Here is a 4,176-nt window from a genome sequence, read left to right on the forward strand (position 1 = left end):
CCACCATCACCACTGGCACGAGCATCAGCGCGACCTGGAACGCGGCGAACGAGACCCTGGTCCTGTCCGGCAACGACACGTTGGCCCACTACCAGGAGGTGTTGCGCACCGTCACCTTTTCATCCACCAGCGAGAATCCGACTGATTTCGGCAGCGACACTACCCGTACCATCGAGTGGCAGGTGAATGACGGCACGCCGGTGTCGGGGGATTTGTATCAGGGGCAGATTCAATACGCGGTTCAAGCCTCGGTTGGCGGACCCTTCATTGTTGCCATAGGTGACCTGAACGGGGACGGTCGGGCCGATCTCGTGACCGCGAACCCTGATGCTAACAACGTCTCGGTGTTGCTCGGCGATGGCCATGGCGGCTTCAGCGCCGCGACAACATTTGCGACGGGGATTGGTCCAACTTCGGTAGCGATCACCGATCTAAACGGTGATGGCAATCTCGACCTCACCACCTCGAACGTCAATTCCAACAACGTCTCGGTGCTGCTTGGTGACGGCCAGGGCGGCTTTAGCGCTGCAACCAATCTCAGCACCGGTCCGAACCCGAGGGCGGTTGCAGTCGGCGACCTGAACGGAGATGGCAAACTCGACTTGCTCACCGGCAACCAAACCTCGAACAGCGTCTCGGTGCTGCTCGGCAATGGCGACGGCACCTTCGCGGCCGCAACCAATCTCACCGTAGGAGGCGGGCCGCATTACACAGCTGTCCTCGCGGACCTGAACGGCGATGGCAAGCTGGATCTCGCGGTGTCGAATACGGACTCCGCCAATTTGTCGGTGCTGCTCGGGAATGGCGACGGCACCTTCGGAGCCGCAACTAACTTCGCCGGAGGAGGAGGCATTGCGGTCGGCGACTTCAACGGTGACGGCAAGCTCGATTTGGCCACTGGCAACCAAAGCTCGAATGGCGTGGCGGTGCTGCTCGGCGACGGCCTTGGCGGCTTCGGCGCCGCAACGAATTTCGCGGTCGGAATAACCGCGTCTGGCGTCAAGACGGCTGACCTCAACGGCGACGGCAAACTCGACCTGGCAGCAACCAGTTTTAGTTCCAACGATGTCTCGGTGCTACTCGGGAATGGCGACGGCACCTTCGCGGCGGCAGTAAATATGCCGACAGGATCGGGGCCCTACAGTGTCGCCATCGGCGACCTGGACGGCATCGGCGGTGCCGACCTGGCGGTCGCCAACTATGGCTCCAACAACATCTCGGTGCTGCTCAACGATAGTACCGGCCTGAGCGCAATCCAGCACACCACGGTCACTGTCACAGCCGTCAACGATGCGCCAAGCGGTTCGGTGTCGATCGCCGGCACGGCGACCGAGGACCAGGTGCTGACGGCCTCGAATACACTTGCTGACGCCGACGGGCTGGGTGCGATCAGCTACCAATGGCAGCGCGACACCGGTTCCGGCTTTGTCAACGTCGGCGGTGCGACGAACGCGACCTATACGCTAGGCGATGCCGATGTCGGTGCAACAGTCCAGGTGGTGGCCAGCTATACCGATGGTCATGGCACTGCGGAGTCGAAGACGAGTGCGCCGACCGCGGCGATCGCCAACGTCAACGATGCGCCGACCGGGTCGGTGTCGATCACCGGCACGACGACCGAGGACCAGGTGCTGACGGCTTCGAACACGCTTTCTGACGCCGACGGGAATGGCACGATCAGCTACCAGTGGCAGCACGACACCGGCTCAGGCTTCGTCAACATCGGCGGCGCGACGAACGCGACCTATACGCTAGGCGATGCCGACGTCGGCGCCACCGTCCAGGTGGTGGCGAGCTATGCCGATGGCCACGGCACGGTAGAGGCGGTGGCGAGCTCGGCGACTGCGGCAATCGCCAACGTCAACGATGCGCCGACCGCTGGGTCGCTTCCGTCACTGGCCTGGGCCGTATCCACTACCCTAAACTTTGCGTTGCCACCGGATCTTTTTTCGGACCCTGACCCTGGCGACGCGCTTACGCTCTCGGCGGTGCAGACAAACGGCAACCCGCTGCCTTCGTGGCTAAGTTTCGATACTGCGACGGGCACATTCAGCGGCACACCGTCGGGCGGCGACGCGGGGACGATCCAAATTCGCGTAACCGCGACAGATTTATCTGGCGCCGAAGCTCATTCGGACTTTCCGCTCAGTATCGTGAACGGCCTGATTATCAATGGAACAGCCGGTGACGATGCACTCACCGGGACCATAGATGTCGACGCGATTTTTGGTCTTGGTGGCAACGACACGCTGTCTGGTTCGGCGGGCAATGATCTTCTTGACGGCGGCGCTGACAATGACACGCTGAACGGCGGGTCCGGCAGTGACGTCCTGGTTGGCGGTCTGGGCAACGACAGTTTGCAGGACGGCGGTGGCAATGAGCAGGTGGCGGACGCTGGTGCAGGTTCTGACAGCATCTCCCTTATTGGCCTTGTTGGCAATTCGATTTCGTATACGATTGATGCGGGAGAAGGGAACGATCTTCTGACTCTGGATGTGGTCCATGCGACTGCATCTGGATCAATGGGTGCGGGTAATGATGTTGTCTATTTTGGATATAATAATTATTTATCCAATAGTTCTGTTAACTTAGATTTTGGCGATGGAGACAACGTCGCATATATGTATGGAGCATATAATTCAGAAATTACCATAAATTTTGGTTCTGGCAACGATAGTATCATTGGATTCGATGCGACCAATTCCAATCTTCATGTAAATATGGGTGAAGGAAATAGCAGCGCGAATTTTGGGCTCTATGGTATTATTAATAGCTTTGATTTTGTTTCTGGAGCCGGCGTCGACATTCTTTCGGTAAGAGCCCTAACGATGTCGGTTGATACAGGCGGCGGCAATGACACGGTGACCGTGAACGGGGGTGGCTCCGTTTCCACCGGAGACGGGGACGACACTGCAAACATCACCGGAGCGCTGAGCGCCAATCTCGGCCTTGGCAACGATACGGTGCATCTTTCGCTAACCGGCAACTCGACTCTCACCTTGGGTGGCGGGAGCGACAAGCTTTATATTGACTCCTGGAATGGAACGGCTTCCGCAACCGTCATCGACTTCGTCGCCGGCGCAGGCGGAGAGACGCTCGACTACAGCGCCCTGCTCAACCAGCTGATCGGATGGGACGGCAGCTCCAACCCGTTCGGCTCGGGCTTCATGCACCTGGTGCAAGACGGCACCGACACCCTCTTCCAGGTCGACCGCGACGGCGGTGCATCAGCTCAAACCTACGCCACTCTAGTCCGCTTCCAGAACACCGATCCCACAGACCTCATCGCCGCAAACTTCAATCCTGCCTATCCGGCGGATGGGAGCTGATCGGCGGGTTTGGCGCGGACACTTTTGTCTTCGAAAGCGGGTTCGGTCATGATGTCATAACGGATTTCACCACTTCGTCTGCAGGCCATGACATTATCCAGCTTGCTCAGAGCCTGTTTGCGGACTTCGCGGCTGTTCAGTCTGCGGCGGCGCCGTCCGGTTCTGACGTCGTGATCACGTACGATGCGAGCAACGCGATCACGCTTAGCAATGTGGACTTGGCCCATCTAGACAGCAGCGATTTTCAGTTCGTGTGATCGGAACTTTGTGCGCCCGCTTATGTCGAGCGGTCGATATCCGAGAGGTCGAGACCGATCTATCTCTCCCGGAACGCCCGCTGGAACGAATCTAGGAGCGGCTTGGTCAGGTAGGCCAGAAACGTCCGTTCGCCAGTGGAGATGAATGTCTCGACCGGCATGCCTGGATATATTTGCTCCGGCTTGATCTGCGGCGGCAGCCGGTCGGTCATTCTAAGCCGAACGGTGTAGTAGGGGACTCCAGAACTCGGTGTGATCAGGCGGTCCGCCGAAATGTAGAACACCTTTCCGGACACTTTTGGTGTTGTTCGCGCGTTGAGGGCCGTGAACATCATGTTTGCGTCCTGCCCTACCCGAATAGAGTCGATGTCCTCGGGCTTGATCTTCGCCTCGATGATAAGTTGGTTCGTGGTCGGCAGAAGCTCCATCGCGGCCTCGCCCGCACGGATGACGCTGCCTTCGGAATTATAGAGCGAGCGGACGATGATGCCGTCCACCGGGGCACGGATGGTCGTCCGCTCCAGGACCGATCGAGCAGCGTTGATTTGTTCCTCGAGGTCCGCCACCTGTGCCCGGGCTTTGTTCAGTTC

At 59.1% G+C, this 4,176-nt stretch carries 2 protein-coding genes; one reads left to right on the forward strand and one right to left on the reverse strand.

The genetic code is table 11. The features are described 5' to 3' along the window. Positions 1 to 3,329, forward strand: a 3,329-nt coding sequence (locus AC1DZU_RS35445) for a beta strand repeat-containing protein (RefSeq protein WP_477292093.1), incomplete at its 5' end; no start/stop codon positions are given. A 316-nt stretch (positions 3,330 to 3,645) separates the two neighbouring features. Here the strand turns inward: AC1DZU_RS35445 and AC1DZU_RS35450 are convergent. Beyond that, on the reverse strand, positions 3,646 to 4,176 hold a 531-nt coding region (locus AC1DZU_RS35450; RefSeq protein ID WP_477292095.1), incomplete at its 5' end, for a beta-barrel domain-containing protein.

It is taken from the genome of Mesorhizobium sp. P2_A12, assembly GCF_056405075.1.